17 protein-coding genes and 1 pseudogene are annotated in these 19,351 nt (G+C 54.6%); 6 read left to right on the forward strand and 12 right to left on the reverse strand.

Going from position 1 to position 19,351, the window contains the following annotated elements; all coding sequences use genetic code 11:
* A pseudogene (locus IGS16_RS13885) lies at window positions 1-248 on the forward strand (hypothetical protein); the annotation flags it as partial.
* 570 nt (window positions 249-818) lie between these two features.
* On the forward strand, window positions 819-1,802 hold the full coding sequence (locus IGS16_RS13890; RefSeq protein WP_297086364.1) for a Gfo/Idh/MocA family oxidoreductase: 984 nt from the start codon (window positions 819-821) through the stop codon (window positions 1,800-1,802).
* Between the two features lie 32 nt (window positions 1,803-1,834).
* On the opposite strand, the gene IGS16_RS13895 is transcribed toward IGS16_RS13890, so the two are convergent.
* Window positions 1,835-2,149: a hypothetical protein gene (locus IGS16_RS13895; protein WP_297086366.1), complete on the reverse strand. Its 315-nt coding sequence runs from the start codon at window positions 2,147-2,149 to the stop codon at window positions 1,835-1,837.
* 86 nt (window positions 2,150-2,235) lie between these two features.
* Window positions 2,236-2,703, reverse strand: coding sequence for a RusA family crossover junction endodeoxyribonuclease (locus IGS16_RS13900; RefSeq protein WP_297086368.1), 468 nt, complete (start codon window positions 2,701-2,703; stop codon window positions 2,236-2,238).
* A gap of 774 nt (window positions 2,704-3,477) precedes the next feature.
* On the opposite strand from IGS16_RS13900, the gene IGS16_RS13905 reads away from it, so the two are divergent.
* From IGS16_RS13905 to devC, 3 genes are all read left to right on the forward strand, one after another.
* A complete protein-coding gene (locus tag IGS16_RS13905) occupies window positions 3,478-4,206 on the forward strand; it encodes a CorA family divalent cation transporter (RefSeq protein ID WP_297086370.1) in 729 nt (242 codons plus the stop codon).
* A 117-nt stretch (window positions 4,207-4,323) separates the two neighbouring features.
* Window positions 4,324-5,493 carry an efflux RND transporter periplasmic adaptor subunit gene (locus IGS16_RS13910; protein WP_297086372.1) on the forward strand — a complete coding sequence of 390 codons (1,170 nt, stop codon included), beginning with the start codon at window positions 4,324-4,326 and terminating at the stop codon, window positions 5,491-5,493.
* A gap of 50 nt (window positions 5,494-5,543) precedes the next feature.
* A complete protein-coding gene (gene devC / locus IGS16_RS13915; RefSeq protein WP_297086374.1) occupies window positions 5,544-6,686 on the forward strand; it encodes an ABC transporter permease DevC in 1,143 nt (380 codons plus the stop codon).
* Window positions 6,687-6,732: 46 nt separating this feature from the next.
* Here the strand turns inward: devC and IGS16_RS13920 are convergent, their stop codons facing one another.
* From IGS16_RS13920 to IGS16_RS13965, 10 genes are all read right to left on the reverse strand, one after another.
* Window positions 6,733-7,398 carry a sulfotransferase family 2 domain-containing protein gene (locus IGS16_RS13920; protein WP_297086376.1) on the reverse strand — a complete coding sequence of 222 codons (666 nt, stop codon included), beginning with the start codon at window positions 7,396-7,398 and terminating at the stop codon, window positions 6,733-6,735.
* Window positions 7,399-7,437: 39 nt separating this feature from the next.
* A complete protein-coding gene (locus tag IGS16_RS13925; RefSeq protein WP_297086379.1) occupies window positions 7,438-7,782 on the reverse strand; it encodes a DUF4870 domain-containing protein in 345 nt (114 codons plus the stop codon).
* 131 nt (window positions 7,783-7,913) lie between these two features.
* On the reverse strand, window positions 7,914-8,816 hold the full coding sequence (nadC, locus tag IGS16_RS13930) for a carboxylating nicotinate-nucleotide diphosphorylase (RefSeq protein ID WP_297086381.1): 903 nt from the start codon (window positions 8,814-8,816) through the stop codon (window positions 7,914-7,916).
* Between the two features lie 11 nt (window positions 8,817-8,827).
* Window positions 8,828-10,201, reverse strand: coding sequence for a cytochrome c biogenesis protein (locus IGS16_RS13935; RefSeq protein WP_297086382.1), 1,374 nt, complete (start codon window positions 10,199-10,201; stop codon window positions 8,828-8,830).
* Window positions 10,202-10,460: 259 nt separating this feature from the next.
* Window positions 10,461-10,850: a YkvA family protein gene (locus IGS16_RS13940; RefSeq protein ID WP_297086384.1), complete on the reverse strand. Its 390-nt coding sequence runs from the start codon at window positions 10,848-10,850 to the stop codon at window positions 10,461-10,463.
* Window positions 10,851-10,942: 92 nt separating this feature from the next.
* Entirely contained in the window at window positions 10,943-11,455 is a 513-nt protein-coding gene (locus tag IGS16_RS13945; RefSeq protein WP_297086386.1) for an isoprenylcysteine carboxylmethyltransferase family protein, read from the reverse strand.
* Between the two features lie 128 nt (window positions 11,456-11,583).
* The gene (locus tag IGS16_RS13950) at window positions 11,584-12,084 is read right to left on the reverse strand and encodes a KGK domain-containing protein (RefSeq protein ID WP_297086388.1); all 501 of its coding nucleotides are present in this window, start codon (window positions 12,082-12,084) and stop codon (window positions 11,584-11,586) included.
* A 518-nt stretch (window positions 12,085-12,602) separates the two neighbouring features.
* Window positions 12,603-12,980: a hypothetical protein gene (locus IGS16_RS13955; RefSeq protein WP_297086390.1), complete on the reverse strand. Its 378-nt coding sequence runs from the start codon at window positions 12,978-12,980 to the stop codon at window positions 12,603-12,605.
* A gap of 314 nt (window positions 12,981-13,294) precedes the next feature.
* Window positions 13,295-14,083 carry a HEAT repeat domain-containing protein gene (locus tag IGS16_RS13960; protein ID WP_297086392.1) on the reverse strand — a complete coding sequence of 263 codons (789 nt, stop codon included), beginning with the start codon at window positions 14,081-14,083 and terminating at the stop codon, window positions 13,295-13,297.
* A 197-nt stretch (window positions 14,084-14,280) separates the two neighbouring features.
* On the reverse strand, window positions 14,281-14,664 hold the full coding sequence (locus IGS16_RS13965; protein ID WP_297086394.1) for a hypothetical protein: 384 nt from the start codon (window positions 14,662-14,664) through the stop codon (window positions 14,281-14,283).
* A 713-nt stretch (window positions 14,665-15,377) separates the two neighbouring features.
* Here IGS16_RS13965 and IGS16_RS13970 point away from each other — a divergent pair.
* Window positions 15,378-19,109, forward strand: coding sequence for a helicase-related protein (locus tag IGS16_RS13970; RefSeq protein ID WP_297086396.1), 3,732 nt, complete (start codon window positions 15,378-15,380; stop codon window positions 19,107-19,109).
* The last annotated feature ends 242 nt before the right edge of the window (window positions 19,110-19,351 follow it).

Raw genomic sequence — 19,351 nt, forward strand, 5'->3', positions numbered from 1 at the left:
ATACTACATTCTGCCCCCATTTTTTGTATGTTGAGCTATCTTTCAACACCTCTGTCAATGGAGTCACCATACAAATCTACATGGTATTGATTGCCTACTTGATTCTTCAATTGATAGAAATTCCAGCGTTTTATGGTCATCAGTTACTCGATAAGTTGCGCTATTTGCAACTTGAATTGAGTCGCCGCTGTTCAATCGTCCATTGGAGCCACGATCTGCTGCCTGAGACACTCGTAGGAGCTTCATAGGGTCAAATGTAAAGTTTTATGTCTCAATTCAACACTTCTGGATTGCCGGGTAAAATCTGGTATTCCTATGCAGGACGTTTAAGTTTTCCTGTCAAAGGAGGGATAGTGTTTCAACCTAAATCTTAGGCGCTTATGCAACTGATTTTATTATTGACAGATTGAAGGAGAAATTCACTCTACTCCAATTGAAATCAGCCAAACAAGATTTGTTTTCAGCCGATTGGCCGAAAACAAATCTTCAGTCTGATATCTAATTAAATTTTAAAGATTTGTCTAATTTTGCAGTTTAAAGATTAGGATGACTATACTACCTTCATGACTTGTCTACTCGTCTACAACAGCTTGGTGATGATAAGCCAGTCGTCTGGAATTTTTATGGAGGGGTCTGCAAGTCCTGCTCCTAAGCGTCTTATCAGTTTGTTTATTTAATAGAGTTTTGCGGGATTTTGGGTAGGACTGTATGCTCTATGCTGGCTTTTACTAAGATTCACCCAGCGTTAATCTAGCTTTGATTTAGCATCGATCTGGCTCCAATCTGGCATGATGCAAAGTAGAGAGAGCAAAGCATCTATGGAGCAACTGATTCGGGTGGGGATCGTAGGCACGGGCTACGCGGCTAAGGCTCGTGCTGAGCTAGTGCAGGCAGATGCCCGGACGCAACTGGTGGCGATCGCCAGCCGTGACCTCTCCCGCGCTCAGTCTTTGGCAGAGCCGCTCAGTGTAGGGGCAACGGACGACTGGGGCGCTCTGGTGCAGCGGACAGATATTGACTTAGTGATCGTGTCTACTAGCAACGCGCAACATGCCGCAGTCGTCAGAGCCGCGCTAGAAGCAGGCAAGCATGTCGTCGTGGAATATCCGCTGGCGCTGGATTTGGCGACGGCAAAGGATCTCGCTGCGCTGGCTGCGTCTCAAAATCGCCTGCTGCATGTGGAACATATCGAACTGCTGAGCGGCATCCATGAAGCCATCCAAACTGCGCTGCCTGCCATCGGCACGCCGTTCTATCTACGCTACAGCGACCTCACGCCCAAGCATCCCGCTCCCGACAAGTGGACCTACGACATGGCAGAGTTTGGCTTTCCGCTGGTGGGCGCACTGTCGCGGGTGCATCGGCTGACGAACCTGTTTGGCCCGGTGAAGACGGTCAGTTGCCAGACCCGCTACTGGCAGCCCGATGCCGCCAATCCCTGCTTTACTAGCTGCGTTTGCACGGCGCAACTGCGGTTTGCCAGCGGGCTGATGGGCGAAGTAATCTACGGCAAAGGGGAAGCGCTGTGGGCGGCAGAGCGCACTCTGACGATTCAGGGCGAAACCGGGGCGATCGCCCTCAATGGCGACAGCGGCGAACTCATCCTGCACGACCAGACCCAGCCCCTCGACCTGGGCAGTCGCCGGGGCCTGTTTGCTCGCGACACTGCTGCCGTGCTGGACTTTCTCACCGAGGGCAAGCCGCTGTATGTGTCGGTGGCGGACAGCCTCTATGCCTTGGCAGTGGCAGAGGCAGCAAGGATTTCGGCAGAGAAAGGAGAGGTTGTTGGGGTAGCAGGATAATGGGGGCGTGTCACGCCATCCCCCATCCCTGCTTACTCCGCTGTTTTTTTCCGGGGATTGGTGATGACTAGCTCAAACTCCCAGCCGGGAATTTTTTTAACGGATTCGCTGAGCTTGCGGAGATCGTCGGGGCCGTTCAGCGTTAGGCTTTCGCGGGTGCGGACTTCGGCGGCGATCGCCTTTTCATCCCGCTTGGCCACCAGATCCAGCGAACAATGGGCCAGCGGAGACGGCAGATCTTCTGGAGCAGGATAAAGAGTCACCTGATATCCCTGCTTGCGGTATTCCCGCGCAAGCTTCAGCAGGCGCTGATGCTCTAACGGACTCCGATTCGGTGGACGGGTCATATACGGCAACTCTGAATAACGCAGAAAGAATAACGCAAAAACAATAGCGCGAAAACGCCACTGCAAATAAATCCTAACCTAGTTTTCTAGCTTAGCTCAGATGGATCGGGAGCCGCCTCTATCCGGATATGCAAAAACTCCTCACCCTGGCAAAACCCCTCTGCCAGCGCCGTAGACATTCCTTTAACGCGAAAAGAAGCGTTCAAGTTTCGGCGGCGGCTGATGAAATCCGTAATCTGATAGTCGTCTACGTAAATCACCCCGTTCAGCGCATCTCGCACTGGTTTTACTATATTATCACTGTCAGGAACGCCAGACTCGTCGCCCAGGGGCGCGTCGTAGTAGTGCGTGATGATCACCTTGAGGTAATCGCCCAGCGGGGCTTTGCCATTCCAGCAGGCGATCGCCCTCTGACGCACTTTTTCTCTCCAGTCGCGCAGACGAGCCTTGTCTTTAGTTTGGTGCGAAATCGGCTTGCCGATCACAATAAATTCAATGGGTAGCACCATGTATGTCCCACAGGTTAGGCTGGTTGGCTGAATGGTGTCGCCCATGCGGGGGGATGAGCTTGGGCTAAGTGCTGGGCCGATGGCTATCAAAGATGCTCTAGCTGAAATCTTTGAAACCCATCGCTTGAACAAGTGAATTGCCTGAAGCGAAGCGGTCATAGTCGGGGCATTGCAACCCCTGCATCGAAGTCAAAAACCGGAGCCAACGAATAAGGCTGAAACCTTGAGCGAAGACTAGGGAACCCGGAAGCAGCAGTTCAGAGCAAAACGGGCTAGAGTATCTTTTCGAGATTCAGAAAAATGCCCGTTAAATATAGACCGTGCAAGAAACCTGCTTCTGGTAGATGCTGGCCGTATGGATTGATACAGGCGGCGGGAACGATTTTCCTGGCAGGCACGCAAGTTACTTATATAGTAAGTCTGTTTTCTGGAATGTGTGTTGGAACGCGAGTCACCTGCTCTGTTTCCACGCTGTTTCCATTCATTTCGCAGTTCTTCGCGAGGCGGTCTGCAATGGGCGATCGCCCGACCCATCGCTGGGCTGGCGAGCAGAGGATCGGCGCGAGTTGCGATCAATGGCAGTTTGTTTGATACCAGTGACTCTGATGACACAAGACTCCTCCGGAGTAATGACGTGCATTGGTGGCTAAAAGGTTGCCGCAAGCGGGCAAAAATTAGGCAAGAAACGGGGCTAAAAACTGAGCTACAGCATTTTTGAAGCTAGTGAGGCACACGGATGGTCAATAAGCCCTTGCCTCGTGAGGGCAGCGTGTGCCTCACCCTGCAAGAAAATGCTGTATATAAAACAGGGCAAGACTTATGAAAATTCCTCCTGCGTGGCGATTACCTCCCGCGATTCAAAATCGATTTGGCGAACGCAGTGTCGGCAAGCAGCGGGCAATGGTGGCAGACGGGCACCTGCTGCTGATTTTGCACAAAGCGCCTGAGGCGGGTGAGCAGACCCGCGTCGGGGTGCTGTTTTGGCGGCAACCCAACGGCATCTGGGAACACAGCGGCGGCGGCATTGGGCTGCAACCGCTGCTGAAACATCTAGAAAATTACAACACTGCCGAGGAAAAATTGCAAACTGCTTATCGGCAGGCAGAGAGCGCCGAAGACTACTTTCACCTGTTGGAGGCGATCGCCCCATTGCGCCTGGCTGCTAAAAATATGCACGCCACGCTGCAAGCCGCCCGCGAGGGCGTTCCCGACGACCGCGACCTGATTGACCTGCGCGACTGGGCCTACGAAATCGATCGCAGCCTGGATCTGCTCTATGAAAACACGAAAAACGCTCTAGATTACCAAATTGCCCAGCGAGCAGAGGAGCAAAATCGCCTGTCCACGGAGGCGCTGATCGCAGGGCATCGGTTGAATATTCTGGCGGCGGTGTTTTTGCCGCTGACGGCGATCGCCGCGCTGTTTGGCATGAATCTGAACAGCGGCGTAGATGGCTCCTCCACCTTCACGTTCTGGCTGGTGTCGGTTGGGGCGATCGCCCTCGGTTCCCTGGTTCGTCGCTGGGTGGTGCTGGGGCGCTGGCTGTAGCGCTGGGCACTAGACAACCGTCAGATCGCAAATTCACCCGACCGGATCTGCTGTCGTCCAAGCAAATACGTTAGGATGCCCAATGGGTCAGGATTTGCGCCCAGACTGGGGAAATCTATGGTGAGTGAAAAGCGCAAGGTAGGACAGCGCGGCTGGGGCTGGGCGATCGCCGCTGGCGTTGCGGCTTTGGGGCTGCTGGGGTTGGGTGTGGCTCAGATTGTCGCTTCCCGTCGCGCTGCGTCTGAAGCAGAGCTAACCGAAGTTCCCGCGCCTACGCGAGTCGAAGTGGTAGCGCTGGGACGGCTGGAGCCGCGTGGCGAAGTGGTGCGCGTGGGCGGGCCCACGGGTGAGCGGATTCAGCGGCTAGAGGTTCGCCAGGGGGATATGGTGCAAACGGGCGCGGTGCTGGCCTATCTGGAAAGCTATGACGAACGACGGGCCCAGCGGGATGTAGCCGCTGCTCAGCTTGCCGAGGCCGAACAACGCCTGCGGGCGACGACCACCTTTGCCCAGGCCCAGGTGCGCGAGGCTCAATCCCAGGCGGAACGGATTCAAAGCCCAGCCCAGTTTGAACTCCAGGCACAGCAGGCGCTCGTGCGAGAGCTGGAGGCAGATTTGGCGCAGAAAAACCAGGATTTGCGCCGATTTGAAGATTTGTACGCGCAGGGAGCGATTTCTCAGCAGGAGCGCGATCGCCAGCGCAGCACCGCTCGCCAGGCCGAGGAAAAGCTCAACAATGCCAGAGCCAACCTCGTGCGCCTGGAGGCTGACCTGCAAGCCTCGCTGCGGAGTGCCCAGGCGACCGTGCAGGCCCAGGAAGCGAACCTGCCCCTGAGCCAGGTGCAAGTTGCCGTCGAATCGGCCCGCCAAAACCTGAACCTGGCCGAAGCGCAGCTAGAGCGCACCATTATTCGCGCTCCCCAGTCCGGCCGCGTTTTACGAATTCTCACGCTGGCTGGTGAGGCAATCGGGCAAGACGGCAGCGTGCTGGATATGGGCGATACCAGCCAGATGTTTGTCGTAGCAGAGGTCTATGAAACCGACGTGGGGTTAGTGAGAGTGGGGCAGCCCGCCATCATCACCAGCCGCAACGGAGCCTTTGACGAAACGCTGTCGGGCAGGGTGGCAGAAATCGGCTGGCAGGTCTTCAAAAATAACGTGCTAGATGATGACCCCGCCGCCAATGCCGATGCCCGCGTGGTCGAGGTGAAAGTGCAACTGGACGACAGCCGCCCCGTGGAAGCGCTGACAAATTTGCAGGTTGATGTGCGGATTGATGTGAGATAAGCGGATGCTGTGGTGTTGCGATGCCACGCAAAACTTGCAAACGAAAAACCATGCGTACCCCCCTCGCTCTGCTGAATCTGACTGCTGAAAAAACGCGATTCGTGGTGGCGATCGCCGGAGTTGCGTTTGCGGTCATTTTGGTGTTCATGAATCTGGGTTTTTTGGGTTCGCTGGCAGAGACAGCGGCAATGATCTACAGCCGCATCAATGCCGACATTTTTCTGATATCGCCCCAGGCGCTTGAGATTACCTCCACCAAGCCGTTTCCGATTGAGCGAATTTATCAATCGGCGGGGGTGCCAGGGGTGCGGCGCGTGATGCCGCTGTACGTCGGTTATTTGCAATGGCGCAATGTGGAAACGCGCCAGAGTCGCGCCATGTTTGTCTATGGCATCAACCCGAATGATCCCGTCTTCACCATGCCGGAGATGCAAACGCCGGAAAACCAGGCGGCGCTGCGGCGATTTGATACAGTGCTGATTGACACGCTTTCGCGGCCGGAGTATGGCCCGCAGACGGTGGGGACGGTGACTGAGGCGGATGGACGCAGGGCGACGATTGGCGGACAGTTTACGCTGGGCGGTGGCTTTGCGGCAGATGGGACGCTGATCATGAGCGACCAAAACTTTCGCCGCTATTTTGACCCGTTTCCACTCAACCGAATTAACCTGGGCTTGATTCAGGTCGATGAGGGCGTTGATCCGCTGCAAGTGTGCGATCGCCTCCGGGAAATTCTGCCTAAGGACGTGATCGTGTTTACTCAGCAGCAAATTATCGAGCGCGATCGCGACTATTGGATTGGCGCAACCTCGACGGGCTTTATCTTTGGCATGGGCGTGGCAGTGTCCTGCATTGTGGGCACAGTGATTGTGTATCAGATCCTCTACACAGAAATTTCCGATCATCTCAAGCAGTATGCCACGCTCAAGGCGATGGGCTACAGCAATCGCTTTTTGTTTATTACGGTCATTCAAGAATCGGTGATTCTGGCCGTGCTGGGCTACATTCCGGGATTCATCATTTCTCTGATGCTGTATGAGCTAACCATCCGGGCAACGGCTGGGGGATTGCCCGTTCGCATGGATCTAGAGCGGGCGGTGTTGGTGCTGGGACTGGCGGTGATGATGTGTGTGCTGTCGGGGCTGGTGTCGGTAAATAAGGCAATTACCGCTGACCCGGCGGATGTGTTTTAGCCAACGGGTTTTCAGGGAAGACTTTAGCGAGGGTCTTAGCCAGCGCTCAAGCGTCTGGAAACTGGTAGCCGAAGTAATCTAGCTCAAATGCGTAGGCGGCTTCGACCAGTTGCCGGGATGTATCGGTATAAAGAGATTGGGCGATCGCCACTTTGGGTCGAGTTCCCGTTTTGAGATGAGGCAGCGCCTCCGGATTCCACGGCACTCCCAGCTTGGCGCAGATGCGCTCTAAATCCGCCGCCAGAGATTCGTAGCGAATCACCTCATCCAGACAAAACTGCCCGTCGATCAAATACTTGTTGCGGTCGATGGGCGGGCCGTGCGCGATCAGCCAATGCTCAAAGGCGGCGGCATCGCTGCGGGATGAATCGGGTGTGGACGGAGTGTGCGATCGCCCAAAGTAAAAGGCTGAAATCGCCTTTTCGTAAGGATTGCGAATGACGCAAAACTTGAAATAGCGTGTCCAGAGGTCTTCACCCAACTGTTCCCGAATCTGGGCAGCGGGCATGTGGTTCCACCAGCGGCAGCCCTCCGGCTTGCCCGGCCCGCGATAGCCCACAATGCCCGCCGCCGACACGGATTCCTCACGCACGCGGGCCAGGTTCGCCGCGCCCTCTTCTACACAAAACGGCTCAAAGTAAGCCTCCACAGAGGTACTCGCCGTTTTCAGCGTTTTCGTGTAAATAAATTGGTGACCGTGGCTGACCAGCATTCCGCGTCCTGGAAGTCTGCAAACTTGGACTGGCCAAGCTTACACTAGGCGGAGGATGAACGGGTAGCGGTAGCGCGTTTCAGGATTGCTGAGGCAGGCTAAAATTGCCAAGATAGGCAGAATCAGGTTGACCAGCCCCAGGATCGGGAACAGGAGAAAGCCGACCAAAACGATAGAAAGCACCCCCACAACTAGCCACCATAGCCACATATTGATGTGGAAGTTAATGGCTTCTTTGGCATTCTCCTTGACCACTGGATCGTCTGAAACGAGCAGGATGGCAATGGGAATGCCGATAGAAACAACTAGGGCGTTGATAAAAATCGACCCATGACACAGGGCTGAAAGAATTCTTCGCTTATCTGAATTATCTGAGCTTTGCATGTCGTTTCACCTTGCGACAGCTACATCCTACCGTTTTTGCTGGCGAGAATCACCGGAGCGCAGGGGAGGTTTTCCGTAACCAGGAGGGCGTGTTTTACGGACGGATCGGTTTGCGGAAATCGCGAGATCGCTTAGCCTACCTGAATCCGCATACTGAGATCGAGCCAGGTGGAGCGGGTGATGGGGGCGCTGCTAGAAAGGTAGTCTACGCCAGTTTCGGCGATCGCCCGGATGGTCTGCAACGTAATGTTGCCCGATGCTTCGATTTTGATGCGCGGGTTCGTGCGGCGAATCATCCGCACTGCCTCCGTCATCCGTTCTACGGGCATGTTGTCCAGCATGATAATGTCTGCGCCGTGCTCGAGGGCTTCGGCAACCTGCTCCAGGGTTTCGGTTTCCACTTCGACCGTCAGCGGATAAGGAATGCGGGCCCGCACAAGGGCGATCGCCGCTGCAATGCTCCCTGCTGCCGCAATGTGGTTGTCTTTGATCATCACGCCATCGTCCAGCCCCAGGCGATGGTTCACTGCGCCGCCGACCTGAACGGCGTACTTCTCCAAAATTCGCAGGCCGGGCGTGGTTTTGCGGGTGTCCACCAGTTGGGCAGGCAAGTCGGCAATTTGCGCGACGTACTGACTCGTCAGCGTGGCGATGCCGCTCAGCCGCATGGCCAGGTTCAGCGCCACCCGCTCTCCCGTCAGCAGCGCATCCAGTGGGCCCGTGATTTGGGCAATGACGCGACCGCGATCGCACGCTTCGCCTTCTTGTGCCAGCGCCTTGAACTGCACTGCCGGATTGAGTAAGTAAAATACTCGCGCTGCAATCGGCAACCCCGCCACTACGCCTGCTTCTTTGACAACCCACTGGGCTTGTCCCTGGGGAGCGCCATTGGAAAATAGGGATTGCGTAGTGCGATCGCCCCGCCCAATGTCTTCCAGGAGCCAGTCTTGCAGCAGCCGATCGAGCAGCAGCGTGGGTGGTAAAAGGGCGATCGCGCTGGCTGGGTTGGGAGGGCGCAGTTCAGAGTGCTGCATAGGAGTTTGGGCTAAGCCTCCGCCACTGCGGGGTAGGGAGCGGCGCTGAGGGCATCCAGCATATCCAAAACCTCCCGCTCGAAGGCGACCTGGGCGCGGTTGGTGCGACCGCCGACGTAGAGCGTTTTGCCCTGCTGCAACGCCCACACTTGCGAGTGTGATACGTAGCTCATCAGGACGCTGATCATCAGCAGCCCAAAGCCCGTGTAGACAATAGGAATGCCTGGATCGGCTTTGATTTGTAGCCCCGTGCTGCCCACCAGTTCAGCCACGGTCAGCCGCACGCCGTTGACTTCGGTCGCCATGCCCGCCCGCACGGTGGAAATGAGTTGCCCGTCCTGGTCATATACCAGCACCGTTCCCTTCAGGTCTTTAGCGATTAGCGACACGCCCTCGCTGAGGTCAGGCTTGGTAGGCAGCCAAGTGCCCCAGAGGCGACCTGCGCCACCTGTGTCAAGCTGCCCCATCGGAATTTGCAGAATTGGGCTATTGTTAAGCTGCACGCGCACGGCGGCGATCGCCCAGTCGGCTTGATAGAGCGTCACGCCCTTGTAGCGCAGCGGCTCGTTCACATGAATTGTCTTGCGCTTCACTTCCTGCCCCGCTGCATCCAGCACCGACAGGTCGGAATAAAACTGGTCGATGTTGCCCTCTGGCGTGTAGTCGATCCAGAAGCGGTTCACGCGCACAGACCAATCCTTGGGAATTTGCGGCTCTGCCCAGGGCCCTGCGTCAAAAATATTTTGAATGGTGAAGGTTTCGCCGCTGGGAATCATCTCCTGAGCAAAAAAGCCCGTCATCGCGCCCCAAATCGACCCCAGCAGCACCAGAATCATGCTGGCATGGACGATGATCGGCCCGATGCGTCCAACAATGCCTTTGCGAGCATAGAGGCGATCGCCCTCGCGAAATAGCCGATAGCCCTTGCGTTGCAGCAGCGGCTCCAGCCCATCGAGCGTTGCGGCATCGACTTCGGCGCTCATGGCCAGCTTCTCAAACTGGCGCGGCTGGGTGTAATAGCTCCACTTTTGCGCGGCTTTGAGGGTGGGAAACTGGCGGGTGAAGGTGCAGGCGATCAGGCTAGAGCCGAACAGAATGAGCAGCGCCAAAAACCACCACGTCCGATAGACGTGATCTAGTCCCGCCGTCAGGATCACCTTCCAAGTCAAAAAGCCAAACAGCGCCGGACTTTCGGGATAGTTTTCTTGATAAAACGCCAGCGATTGCCCCTGCTCGATCACCGTGCCAGAGACGCTGAAGAGGGCGATCGCCAGCAAAAGCACAATCGCCAGCCGCAAATCCGCCAGCAGCGGCAGCAGTTCCCGCTGAAAGTATTGGCGGGGCAGGTCTTTCCAGGGAGTCGAGGGGGTAGAGTTTAGAGACATGAATCCAAAAGCGCGACGGGCAAGATTCTGAGTAGTGTGGGCAGCGAGTTGCCCAACCCCAATTGCCCAGTACGTTGCCCGATATTTACTCAATATAATAATGAGTGTAAACTAAACGTTTTCCAGATCTGCCCCATGAGCGCACCTGTTGACCTGCTTACCCGCATTACTCAAACGCCAGGTCAATTTACTCAAACGCTAGGTCAATAGTGCTGGAGCTGGGTAATTATTGCTGCCTCAAAACCAGAGTCTCAAAGCATCACTCAATCACAATTTCGCGGATTGCGTTCGCTTCTGAAACGGAGTCGCTGGGCGCTTCAGTGCCATCGCCAAACCAGTCGATCACTTTCTGCTTTGCGGCTGCTTTGACTTCGGGCGTGATGGCCATAGCCACTGCACCCAGGGCGGCGGCTAGTGTACTCAGGTCATCTGCGTAGCCTGTGAACAGGACAAAATCAGGAATCGCATCGGTCGGCAGAATAAAATAAGCCAGCGCGGAGTAAATCACCGTTTTGGCCCAGAGAGGGGTTTCGGGCTGCTGGGCGGCAAAGTAGAGCGTCAGCGCTTTTTCGACGACTTCGCGTCCCGCGTATACCGCTGCCCGCTGGAGCGATCGCCAAAATCCCTGTTCCGAAAACCCACGCGCCATCTTTGAAAACCTCACGCTTAAACCTTGACTCTCAGGCACTAATCCTGAGTATAGCGCTGGGGATTGGGCATTGTGGGGTTTGGTCACGGAGGCTAGTAAAGCCAGGGAATCAGGCGCTTGACGCGGGTTTTATATTCGGCATAGTCAGGATACTTTTCCTGGAGCCAGGCTTCCTCCTTTGCAGCCTTGGCGTTGAAAAAAGTAAAAAACACCACTGCTGCCAGCAGATGCGTGATGCTCAGCCGATAGAGGGCGATCGCCCCCACTGCAAACACTACGCCACTGTAGATGGGATGGCGCACGATGGCATACACGCCCGTTTGCACCAGTTGCCCATCCTCTCGCGGGTAGGGCAATGGGGTCAGGCTTTGCCCCAAGTCCAGCAGCCCTTTGCCCAAAAATATAGCGGCGGTGAGCGCACACAGAGCGGCGATCGCCCACAGCCCGTAGCGCAACGGCGGCTCAATCACCAGCCCTGGCACGGGCACCGTCGGCAACACCAGCAGCCCCAACAGCAGCACCGCCTGCACGATCACCCAATACTCGCCTTTTTCGCCCCGCCACCAGTTCTCGCGGCTAAATCCCCAGTCGGTGAGTGGTTTCATATTCATTAAACATGGGTAAGAATCACGGCTTGGGTCAATGAATCGCTGAGAAACATTAATCCTTTAGCCGATCCTACAGCGAAACCAATGACAGGAGATTGAAAGAGCAGAGAGCGGCAGGGGTTGGGTTAGTGACCTGCTCCATTCGTATAGGCGTTGCCATTCTGATGGCCCTTGCCGTTCGAGCGGCCGTTCCCGTAGTCGTTTCGATGGGCGTGACGATAGATATTCTCAACGCTGGTCTGAGTATCGTCGGGCAGCAGGGGCAGGTCAATGAATTCGGGCGTTTCGGCGTAGTCGGTGTAGACGGGCTGGGCTGTGAGTTCGTCGGGCACAAATTCGACCGTCACCCGCAGCCGCAGTTTGCCCTGCTGCCAGCCTGCCGAGCCAAGCTGCAAGACCTCACAATCAATGCCGTCTTGAAACCAGTTGCGATCCTGACGCATCCAGGCTTTGCTGCTGCGAAACTGGCGATCGCCCCCGAATAGAGCTTTTTGCGTCGTCAGCGAATCTGCCAGCGCATCGGGCAATTTGGAACTCAGTGCAACATCTAGAACGTGGCGTAGCGTAGCAACTCGAACGGTGCCGTCTCGAAATGACAACACATCATCGTCATTGAATGCTGTCATATCAAGATTATTTTGTACTGGCATGATTGCCCCCCTTTGGCGATCGCGCATTTCCATGTCAGCTTTTACACTGGGCGGCTGGTTAGATCAGGCAAATTCTGAGGCAATCTGTCAAGACTTAAAGACGGCTTTCTAAGGGGATTTCACGGATTATTTACGTTCACAGCAGAGTAATCACATACGGAGATGTGGCGCAGAAGGGCAGGGGCACGCCCGCCGAACTCCTAACGATTGCAATATGGCAGTGTGCAGCGCGGTCAGGAGAGTCGCGTACCCAGGGGCACGCCCGCCGAACTCCTAACGATTGCAATACTCCTGTAGTGCAAAACCATCGTGCAAAACAGATAAATAGATGAACATAGATAAACATCAGATCAAGAACCCTGCGCCGCTCGCGCAGGGTTTAAGACCTGGTTTTAATTTAGTCTGCCTACTGAGTGCAAAAGGAGAGGGATTTGGGGTGAGGGCGGTTTGGGGTATTTATTAGCCCTATTCAGCAACGCCCCTAAAGAGTTGCTTTAGGAGGCATCTGTATAAGTCAAAAAGCCATCCGCCACAAACCAAGCTGTGCCAGTGCCTTCGTAAATCCCGGCGAACGTAGCCCCTGAAGGACGGTGTGCGTCTACCGTAAGCTTGCCCTTGAGTCCGTATGCAGCATGTTCATAGCCAGTGGTGGTCATTCGCAGATTCACATCATAGTAGTTGAAATCTGGCGTTTCCCTCGTAATCTGACCAGGGGCATGATACAGGAACCAGACTGCACCGCCATGCTGCCATTCCAGGCGTATGGGCTTCCCTGTCTCAGTATCCCATTCAAAGATCAGGATTTCTGGTGGGCTGGGAAAACTGGCGTAATAGGCCTCTTTGCTCTCGAATCTGGCGATTGTACTTGTCATATTCGTCCTCCAAAAGATGAATGTGGATTAACAGAACTCTTCTTGAGCCGTTATGGCGATCGCGCAACTGAAGCACGCTAATGGCTTCGTGCGGCTTTGCCATAACGTCTTCTTTGCTACAAGCTTTAGACAGACACGGGTACAGCGTTTTTGGAAGCTAGTGAGCTATACAGAAAGCTGTGAAATCTGTGTCTTTTCAGGACAGTCTGTATCTCACCCTGCAAGAAAATGCTGTAGGAGATAGTCAGACCAGATGCGTGTATTTGCATCTGCCAGTCGCGGCGCGTTAACGCGGGCTATGACTGTTAGGACAACTAGGACACCAGTGATGGGCGCGGCTCCCGCGGGGGTGGCTCTCCGCCGTTGATGAAAGTGATGGCATCTTCAGCTTCCTCTCCCACAGACCACCATCCCTCCACAAGGGTTTTGTCGGTTTGGGCTAGGCGTTGGAGTTTTGGCAACGCTGCCTCGATTTTGCACCTGCCCACCGCAAAGCAAGCCCAAAACCGAATTGCCGCTTCTGCATCATCAAGCGCTTCAAGCATGACCGTCAGCGCTTTCTGATCGAGATGTGGTGCCAACTCCGGGGAGAGGTGATTGCCAAGTCCTTCTAGAGCTTGCGCTCGCACAGCAGTAGCCTCAAGCGGATTGGCAGCAATCTCGGTCAGCACCCCGATCACTTCTGGGGTTATTGAACTGTCTGATAGAAACGAGAGGGCATAGACGACACTCTCTCGCTGCTCAGAATTGGAACTGGTTTCCAGAATCGAGAGCAAAAGGCTTACGTGCCTCTGCGTGGCTATGACGCTCAGAGAAGTGGCTGCGTGCATCCATAGATCACGGCGCTGACCAGACAGAACCCTGATCAGAGCATCCGCATCTCGGTCGCTACCGATTTTTCCGAGCAGCCAGCAGGCGGCGATCGCCTTTTCCAGGTCGAGGTCATCAATCCAGCCCGTTTTGCGGGAAGCAAATCCGAGGCGTTCCAGGATCTCGATGTCTCTTACAGACTCTGGAAACTGTTGCTTTACTTCTTCAAGGTTCATGGATTCCAGATATATTCCAGGTATGCGGATACACCGAACGACTTCAACCAGTGGCAATCCGGGGGAAATTGCTGGGGGCGAGGGGTGAGTTCACTGTTGATCCGGCCTGATCAGGCCTCCTAGAAATCACGCTGCCTGTCGGATGCTACATCGTGTGCTGGAGACCTCTAAATGTGGCGATCGCTCAACAAGTCAGCCCCAGATCTCACGCCCTCAGCTTCCCGCATGAGTTACACCCAAATCACAGGATTTTCCTACGGTACGATGCTCGCTTGGGCATCCACGCCCCAGGAACGTAGGCTGCCAACATTACACCCGCCAACCCGACCTTCTGCCCCAATCAGCACACTCTGAGAACCACGGGCAAGGCTGCTCCCTAAGGAAACATAACTCCATTCCCCTGCGTTCAAAAACTGGGTGCGTCCCAATAAGCGACGCTGGCCATCATTGGAATACACCAAGTAACTTACGGCGGAACAGTGGGTCGCGGGTGCCTTGAGTACAATGCCATACTCTACCCCTGGCCCATCTGAGGTAAAACTCAGCGTCGCTGTACGGTCACAGAGTTGACTAGCGGCGGTGCATTCAACCGTAAAGGTTTCGGCAGAGGCAGCAGTTGCAAATCCAAAAACGCTCATAGCACTTAGAGCAAGGAGTACGATACGTTTCATAGAAGTTACCTCAAGAATCGAAAGAAGGGTTGAAATTAAAAGAATCAGAGGCACCCTGACCCAAGCGCTGATTGATTAATTCACCCTCAAGAATCCTGAATGCTTGGATTGGATGAATCTTCAGCCTTGGATTGTCCGACAAGCATTGCCCCTTTAGGGGTTACTAATCTATCAGGGGCATCCAGCAAATTTACGCATCAACTCCAATGCGGTTTAGGGAAAATGGGATTGGGCGATCGCCCTACGGATGATGCTGCCTGCCTAGCACCACAAAGAAGTCTGACCCGCGAAAGTCTTCTGATTTGCCTGGACGAGGCTGTAGTCAATGCTGACTCCAGTGGCGTGAGGTCAGAGTTGAGGATTGGAGAAAACATCGGCGTGGGGGATTACGTCAGGTGGCATTGATTTGATCATGAGGGGTTGCAGATTAAAATTCGATACAGTCGCACTGCTTAGTGAACTGAGCAAGCAAGCGGTGATTGCCTAGGCTAGAGCTTGAGCCAGGGATTTTGTCTGAAGCAATTCGGAAAAACGAGGAGCGATCGCAAATTGTTAACCAAGAGCGAGCCAAGTCAATGATGTGGTGTTGCGGGCAGTTCCAGTAAATGCTGGCTATTATGCAGGGAAATATGCAGGGAAGTATGAGCAGGGAAACACTCTAGTTGCAGGATCGCTATTGTATGGCTCGGCTTGAAGATTTGGTTCGTGGCATTGCTGTAAGAGGCATTTTGCCCAATGCCTTGGTCACTGTTGTGGACGTTACCTGGCATGGCGAGGCCGTGGTTGAACTGGTTTATAGGGATGCCAGTGGCAATTTGGGCAATGAGCTATTGTGGCGCGATCGCGAGCCTGACTTGGAAATTATTACGACTGGGCAGCCTTGGAGTTTCGATGGTGATGGTGCCATGCTGCGGCTAGTATCTGAGGCACACCGGATTCAGTTAGCCCATTTGTTTGATCCGCTGCTGGGCGTACATACGTCCCTGGTAGAGCCTCTGCCGCATCAGATTACAGCGGTGTATGGGGAGATGCTACCCCGGCAGCCGCTGCGATTTTTGCTGGCAGACGACCCAGGGGCTGGCAAGACTATCATGACCGGGTTGTTGATGCGAGAGTTACTGATTCGGGGGGACTTACATCGCTGCTTAGTGGTTTGTCCAGGAAGTTTGGCAGCACAGTGGCAGGATGAATTGTTCCAAAAGTTCCATTTGCCCTTTGAGATCCTCACGAGCGATCGCATTGAGGCGGCGCGAACCGGCAATGTTTTTACTGAAATTCCTCTGCTCATTGCCCGGCTTGATCAGATCAGTCGCAATGATGACTTGCAGATTAAGCTCCAGCAGACCGATTGGGATCTGATTGTGGTAGACGAGGCGCACAAGCTGTCGGCTTCGTTTTTTGGGGGAGAGGTCAAAGAGACGAAACGCTACAAGCTAGGTAAAAAACTAAGCCAGATCACTCGCCATTTTTTGCTGCTGACGGCGACACCACACAATGGCAGAGAAGAAGATTTTCAGCTTTTTATGGCGCTGCTGGATGGCGATCGCTTTGAGGGACGATTTCGTAACGGTGCTAAACCAACTGATGCATCGGACTTGATGCGGCGATTGGTGAAAGAAGACTTGCTCAAGTTTGATGGGAAGCCACTTTTTCCGGAGCGCAAGGCTTACACAGTGACCTACAGTTTATCTGATCTAGAGCAGCAGCTTTATCACAAGGTTACGGAATATGTGCGGGAAGAGTTCAACCGGGCAGATGCACTGGAGAACAATGGGCGCAGAGGAACCGTTGGATTTGCGTTAACCATTTTGCAGCGGCGGCTGGCATCTTCGCCAGAGGCAATTTATCAGTCGTTGCGGCGAAGAAAGGAACGGCTAGAGCAACGATTAAAAGAGGAGAGAGGGGAACCACAGAGGCACGGAGGGCACGGAGAAGGAACTCTGTGGTCTCTGTGTCTCCGTGGTGAATTAGACGAGGAAGATTTGACGGCAGAAGAGTGGGAAGTGTCTGAAGAAGAGGTGGTGGACCAGGCCACGGCAGCTCGCACGATTGCTGAACTGCAAGCTGAGATTGAACGGTTAAAGGAACTAGAAAACTTGGCACTGCGGGTGCGGCGGAGTGGGCGCGATCGCAAGTGGGAGGAGTTGTCGCGGGTGATTCAGGAGATCTTTGCACCACAGAGGCACGAAGGGCGTGGAGAAGAGGCTCTGTGGTCTCTGTGTCTCCGTGGTTCATCCCGCAAACTGGTGATCTTCACCGAACACCGAGATACCCTCAACTATTTGACTAACCAGATTACTACTCTGCTGGGACGGACGGAGGCAGTGGTTACGATTCACGGCGGCATGAGTCGAGAACTGCGCAAGCGAGCAGAGGAGTCGTTTAAGCAGGATGCTACGGTGCAAGTCTTAATTGCGACGGATGCGGCAGGCGAGGGAATTAACCTGCAACGAGCACATCTGATGGTGAACTATGACTTGCCCTGGAATCCTAACCGGCTAGAGCAGCGGTTTGGGCGGATTCACCGGATTGGACAAACGGAGGTCTGCCATCTCTGGAACTTGGTGGCGGAGCAAACTCGCGAGGGGGATGTGTACCTAACGTTGCTGCGAAAGCTGGACTTAGAACAGAAATCGTTGGGCGGCAAAGTTTTTGATGTGTTGGGTAAGGCGATCGCCGGGAAGGAGCTGCGTGAACTGCTGATTGAGGCAATTCGCTATGGCGATCGCCCCGAGGTTCGAGCCAAGCTGCATCAAGTTGTGGCCGAGCGTCTAGATCAGCAACGCTTGCGTGAATTGCTCGAAGAACAGGCCCTAGCGCGAGACACCATGGATGCCTCCAAAGTGCAGCAGATTCGGGAAGAAGTGGAACGGGCCGAGGCACGACGACTCCAACCCCACTTTATTGCGTCCTTTTTCTTGGCAGCGTTTGCTCGCTTGGGTGGCACGGTTCGGCAGCGGGAATCTAAACGATATGAGATTACCCATGTGCCAGCCCTGCTTCGCAGCCGCGAATGGCAGATTGGCAGAGAGCCGATTTTGCAGCGCTACGAGCGGATTTGTTTTGAGAAGGAACTGATTAACATTCCAGGGAAGCCGACTGCTGCTTTTATCTGTCCGGGGCATCCGCTGCTGGAGGTCGTCATCAAGATAACCCTTGAGCAACATCGAGATTTGCTGAAGCGGGGAGCGATATTAGTGGATGAGAATGATTTTGGTGAGCAGGTGCGGGTGCTGGTGTATCTGGAGCATTCGATTCAGGATGCCAGAATCAACAGCAGCGGCAAGCGGCGGGTGGTGTCAAGGCGGATGCAGTATGTGGAGATAGGAGAACCACAGAGACACAGAGAGCACGGAGAGTCGAAGGCGGAGACGTCACCAATAGCACCGCAGAAAATATTGGCGGAACCCCAGAGACACGGGGAGTGCGGAGGGTTAGAAGTGGTGGCACGGAATGCAGGATATGCGCCTTACCTAGACTATCGTCCTCTGACCCCTGATGAGCGCACCCTCCTGGAAACTCAAGCCCCTCTGTGTCCTCCGTGCCTCTGTGGTTCAACTCTCGAAACCCAAGCCACCACCTACGCTATTACCCACTTGGTTCCTCAACATCTCCAAGAAGCCCGAGAACACAAGGAAAAACTCATCGACAAAACCATTCGGGCTGTGAAAGAGCGGCTGACCCAAGAGATTTACTACTGGGATCAGCAGGCAGAACGCTTGAAACAACAAGAACTAGAAGGTAAGGTGAATGCTAAGATTAACTCCACCAAAGCGAGAGCCAGAGCCGATGAGCTAGAGTCTCGCCTGCAAAGACGATTGACAGAATTGGAACAGGAGCGCAAGCTCTCGCCTTTGCCGCCCGTCGTCGTAGGGGGAGCATTGGTCATCCCGATTGGGTTGTTACAGCGGCTGCAGGGCAAGCGACAGCCAGCAGCAGAGTTGTTTGCCAGAGAGACGCAGCGGGTGGAGCAACTGGCGATGCAAGCGGTCATGGCAGCAGAGCGAGCACTAGGGCACGAACCACGAGATGTGAGCCAGCAGAAGTGTGGCTACGACATTGAGTCCCGCGTGCCAGCGATCGCAGATCAGCCCAGCCGCATCCGGTTTATTGAAGTGAAAGGACGCATTGAAGGTGCAGAAACCGTCACCGTGACCAAAAATGAAATTCTGACTGCCCTCAACAAGCCAGAAACTTTTGTGCTGGCCTTAGTACAAGTGCCCAGATCAGCCGACTTCCCAGAAGGAGATGCATTTAAGGTGGCCACGCCAAAAGGGAGCTACAACGCGGGCGATAGCGGTTGTATTGTGCGCTATGTGAGGCAACCGTTTCAACGAGAACCAGACTTTGGGGCAAGTAGTGTGAACTATGAATGGCGGGAGTTGTGGGAGAGGGGGGAGAAACCTCTGTGATCTCTGTGCCTCTGTGGTGAATTCTGGGAGTAAACCACGGAGGCACGGAGGACACGGAGGAAAAACTCTGTGATCTCTGTGTCTCTGTGGTGAATTTTGAAACTAAACCACGGAGGCACGGAGGGCACGGAGGAAAAACTCTGTGATCTCTGTGTCTCTGTGGTGAATTTTGAAACTAAACCACGGAGGCACGGAGGGCACGGAGGAAAAACTCTGTGATCTCTGTGTCTCTGTGGTGAATT

This window comes from Thermoleptolyngbya sp. C42_A2020_037, assembly GCF_015272455.1.
GTDB lineage: Bacteria > Cyanobacteriota > Cyanobacteriia > Elainellales > Elainellaceae > Thermoleptolyngbya.